This window comes from Pseudomonas sichuanensis (genome assembly GCF_003231305.1).
GTDB classification, from domain to species: domain Bacteria; phylum Pseudomonadota; class Gammaproteobacteria; order Pseudomonadales; family Pseudomonadaceae; genus Aquipseudomonas; species Aquipseudomonas sichuanensis.
Genome location: NZ_QKVM01000106.1, coordinates 1 through 4,055 on the forward strand (window position 1 = coordinate 1; position 4,055 = coordinate 4,055).

The 4,055-nt window shown below is 59.0% G+C and carries 5 protein-coding genes and 2 pseudogenes; all 7 read left to right on the top strand.

Translation table 11 applies throughout. The annotated features are described in order from the left end of the window. Window positions 1-365: 365 nt before the first annotated feature. Window positions 366-524, top strand: a pseudogene (locus DM373_RS28120) (MerR family transcriptional regulator); the annotation flags it as partial. Window positions 525-615: 91 nt separating this feature from the next. Beyond that, a pseudogene (locus DM373_RS28125) lies at window positions 616-813 on the top strand (SDR family oxidoreductase); the annotation flags it as partial. A 69-nt stretch (window positions 814-882) separates the two neighbouring features. After that, window positions 883-1,560 (top strand): GntR family transcriptional regulator, encoded by a 678-nt coding sequence (locus tag DM373_RS28130; RefSeq protein ID WP_016487046.1) that lies wholly within the window; start codon window positions 883-885, stop codon window positions 1,558-1,560. Window positions 1,561-1,641: 81 nt separating this feature from the next. After that, window positions 1,642-2,232 carry a TetR/AcrR family transcriptional regulator gene (locus tag DM373_RS28135; RefSeq protein WP_003465041.1) on the top strand — a complete coding sequence of 197 codons (591 nt, stop codon included), beginning with the start codon at window positions 1,642-1,644 and terminating at the stop codon, window positions 2,230-2,232. Between the two features lie 90 nt (window positions 2,233-2,322). Continuing rightward, window positions 2,323-3,024 (top strand): cysteine hydrolase family protein, encoded by a 702-nt coding sequence (locus DM373_RS28140; protein WP_003465039.1) that lies wholly within the window; start codon window positions 2,323-2,325, stop codon window positions 3,022-3,024. A gap of 54 nt (window positions 3,025-3,078) precedes the next feature. Further along, window positions 3,079-3,303 carry a DUF2798 domain-containing protein gene (locus tag DM373_RS28145; RefSeq protein WP_003465037.1) on the top strand — a complete coding sequence of 75 codons (225 nt, stop codon included), beginning with the start codon at window positions 3,079-3,081 and terminating at the stop codon, window positions 3,301-3,303. Window positions 3,304-3,583: 280 nt separating this feature from the next. Further along, the coding region (locus DM373_RS28150) for an extracellular solute-binding protein (protein WP_049273834.1) at window positions 3,584-4,055 on the top strand (472 nt) is incomplete at its 3' end.

The window sequence follows — 4,055 nt, forward strand, 5'->3', positions numbered from 1 at the left end:
TTTTTTTGGCGATCACGCTCGGCCTGATGGTTGGCTGCTCGTCGAGTTCAAGTGCGATCTGATCAGTGAGCGGTAGCGCAAGTGGATCGCCTCAGCCAAGCAGCGTTGTTGCCGGCGGCCGGAAGAAAGCGGCGGGAAAGCCTTGAACTAGTAGCGGAAAGGATGAAACTTTATTTTTACGATTCTCAGCATTTTCCAAGGTTGAGCGAAAATTAGGATGATACTTTAATGATTCCGGCCTCCATCCCCACAAAACGCTTGCAGATGGCAGAATTGAAATAAGTCATTGTTTTAAATGGATTTTTGCAGGAATTGCTACGTTGCAGGGTCCTGTAGTTAGGATGACACTTTATTTTCCTCCCACAGAAACGCGAGCACGGGCTGCACGCAAGCTCGCGTTGATCGAGCAGAAGATGGCCGACTTGGTCGTCATGCAGCAACTGTTAGGCGAACTGGTGCAGCAATGTGATGCGGGAGACGGCGGAACGATCTGCCCGATCATCGAGGCACTGATCAGAGAGTAATGCCTGGCGGGTGAGCTGGAGATCGGAAAGCCCCTTTACGGTGGGATTCAGAGCTTACGTTGGTTTTTGGTTCCATTGCTCCCCAAACCCCGTCAATGCGATTGCACCGGGTGAGATCGAGACGTCGATCCTGTCTGCCGGGACCGAACTGATCGTCGATCAGCAGATCCCCATGCACCGCTTGGGCAAGCCGGAAGAAGTCGCATCCCTGGTGCATTTCCTCTGCACCCGAGGCGCGTCGTACATCAACGGTTCGGAGATTCATGTCAACGGTGGTCAGCACGTCTGAAATAATCTGGAAATCCCGGCCGGAAACTTCCATCATTCGGGCCGGGCATCCGCCGCAGATGAGCGATCAATGAGCAACCCCTACCCTATTCAAACCCTCAATCACTCTTACCTGGGCAGTGGCATCTACGAGTTGCTGCGCGAGGCACTGATCACCGGGCGTTTCCAGCCCGATGACCGCCTGCGCATCCGCGACCTGGCCGAACAACTGGGCACCAGCGTCACACCGGTGCGCGACGCGATCCTGCAACTGGCCAAGGAACAGGCGCTGATCCTCAAGACCCCGCGTGACATCCGCGTACCCATCCTCACCGCCGCGCAATACGGCGAGATCCGCAGCATCCGCCTGGCGCTTGAAGGCCTGGCTGCGGAGACGGCCGCCGCGCTGGTGACCGACAGCGAACTCGCAGACCTGCAAGCCTGCATCGAAAACAACATCGCCGCGATCAACGCCCAGGACTTGCAAGCCGCTCTCAAGTGCAATCAGCAATTTCACTACGCGCTGACCACCATCGCGCGCATGCCGGTGCTGGCGGGTTTGCTCGATAGCCTGTGGATGCGCACCGGCCCACTGATCGCCCGTGCCTATGGCAACTTCAACGAGCGCATGGCCATCGACCATCACTGGGAAGTGCTCGACGCACTCAAGCGCCGCGATGGCGCGGCGGCACGGGCGGCCATCTGCCGTGACATTCTCGATGGCAACGAGAAGATGCTCGAGTACATCGAGATGGCGCAGGCGGACTGATTGGCAGTCAATTCGACTGTTGACGAAACATAGATGACCAGTTAGTTTATTAAAACTTTCTCATCACTGGATGTCTCTGTCATGGCTCGCCCGGTCAACCTCGAAGTCAGATCCCGTTTGCTGTCGATTGGCCGCCAGGTGGTTCACAACCGTGGCTTCAACGGCTGCGGCGTCCAGGACATCACCGCCGCTGCCGAGATTCCCAAGGGCTCTTTCTACAACTACTTCGCCAGCAAGGAAGACTTCGCGGCAGAGATCCTCGAGGAATACTGGACCTCGATCGAAACCCGCCACGGGCCGATCTTCTACGACGCCCGGGTCAAGCCGCTGGAGCGCATCGGCCAGTTCTTCCAGGCCCTGGTGCTCGAGCACGGCGAGCATGAATACAGCCTGGGTTGCCTGATTGGCAACCTGTCCCTGGAAATGTCCAATGGCAGCGAACAAACCCGCAAGCGTCTGGCCGATGTGCTGGCGCGCTGGGAAGGTTTGCTCGCGAGCTGCCTGCGTGAAGCGCAGCAGCGCCGCGAACTCTCTGAAACTCACGACGCCGAAGCGCTGGCCAGTGTCATCGTCGAAGGCTGGGAAGGTGCGGTCATGCGCGGCAAGGTCCTGCGCGACGGTGCACCTCTGCAGCGTTTCGTATCGATGGTCTTGCCTCGGCTATTGGAGTGAGTTTTTTTTCCTCATTAATAAGACGACTGGTCATTTATATAAAGCAACATTCACGTCTCATCCACGCAAGCACCCAAGAGGTAAATCGTCATGAGCCATCTGTACGCCGACCCCGCCGAACCCGCACTGCCTGCCACTGGTTTCAAGCTCGACCTGAGCAAAGCCGCCCTGGTGGTCATCGACCCACAGAACGACTTCCTCAGCCCTGCCGGCGCCAGTTGGGCGGTGTTCGGTGAGAGCATCGTCGAGAACAACACCGTCGAAAACCTGGAAAAACTGTTCAAGGCCTTCAAGGCTCACGACCTGCCCGTGGCCGTGTCGCCACACTATTACTACCCGCACGACCACGACTGGCATTTTGGCGGTCCGCTGGAAAAGGTCATGCACAGCATCTGCATGTTCGATCGCAAGGGACCGAACACCCTGGAAAACTTCGAAGGCTCCGGCGCCGATTTCCTCGAGATCTACAAGCCGTACATTCTCGACGGCGAGACCATCATCGCCTCGCCGCACAAGGTCTACGGCCCGGAAACCAACGACCTGGCGCTGCAATTGCGCAAGAAAGGCGTGTCGCAGATCATCCTCGCCGGCATGGCGGCCAACCTTTGCGTGGAATCACACCTGCGCGAACTGCTCGAACAGGGCTTTGAAATAGTCGTGGTACGCGACGCCACCGCCGGCCCGCGCCTGCCGGATGGCGACGGCTACCTGGCGGCCATCATCAATTACCGCTTCCTCGCCCACGGGCTGTGGACCACCGAAGAGACTATCGCGCAACTGCAACCGGCTTGATCGTGCCCGAGCGGCCGGGCATCGCGCCCCCCCGCTCTTTCTCGAGAACCCCCGATGAAAATCCCCGCCCGTTATGAGCATTTCGTTTTCGGCGTCGTTCAATCCGGCCTGACCTGCGCGGTCGCGGCCGCCATCGCCACCACACCCCATGCGCTCGACCTGGCCTTTGCCGGCCGCTGGTTGAACGCGTGGGCGCTGTCGTGGGTATCGATGTTGCCGGTGGTGGTGCTGGCGGCGCCGATGATTCGGCGCGTGGTGAGGCGGATGACGGTGGGCTGAATGACTTGGCTATGACTCACCCAACACACCGCCATCGCGAGCATGCTCGCTCCTACCGGGGGCTTCGGGGCTGCTCGCGACAGGCGCGCAAGCCCGCACCCGACGCACGAAATACTGTGCCCGTTCGCATTTTCGCAATAAACCACTTTTCATCCGCGCATTTGTAGCCGCTTCGTTCACGGACAAGCCGGTACATTAGACCTCCATGGTCCCGCAGAGCGACCGACAACAAAACCTACAGCTCGCCCAAGAAAATCTGCCAACCATTCGGAGTCTTTCCATGAGCACATTGCGCACTACAGCTTTCCAACTCGCGAGTCTGGCCCTGTTCATCGGTAGCGCCACCCAGGCCATGGCCGAGGACATCACGTTCGTATCCCAGGGCGGTGCTTATCAGGAAGCCCAGAGCAAGGCGATCCTGGAGCCTGCGGCGAAAAAGCTCGGTCTGACGCTCAAACAGGACAGCTCGCCCAAGGCCTACCCGATCATCAAGACCCAGGTCGAGAGCGGCAAGGTCACCTGGGACGTGGTGGACCTGCCCACTGGCGACTGCATCCGTGGCGAAGCCGAAGGGCTGTTCGAGAAGCTCGACCTTGCGCTGATTCCCAATGCCGCGCAAATACCCGACAGCCTCAAGGACGAATACAGCGTCGGCTACATCAGCTACTCCACGGTGCTGGCGTATCGCACGGACGCGTTCAAAGGCGCGGACGTACCCAAGACCTGGGCCGACTTCTGGGACACCAAAAAAT

Bases quoted from the DNA above. Each gene is read 5' to 3' on its own strand.
- DM373_RS28145 (WP_003465037.1), top strand. From the start codon at position 3,079: ATGAAAATCCCCGCCCGTTATGAGCATTTCGTTTTCGGCGTCGTTCAA.
- DM373_RS28140 (WP_003465039.1), top strand. From the start codon at position 2,323: ATGAGCCATCTGTACGCCGACCCCGCCGAACCCGCACTGCCTGCCACT.
- DM373_RS28135 (WP_003465041.1), top strand. From the start codon at position 1,642: ATGGCTCGCCCGGTCAACCTCGAAGTCAGATCCCGTTTGCTGTCGATT.
- DM373_RS28130 (WP_016487046.1), top strand. From the start codon at position 883: ATGAGCAACCCCTACCCTATTCAAACCCTCAATCACTCTTACCTGGGC.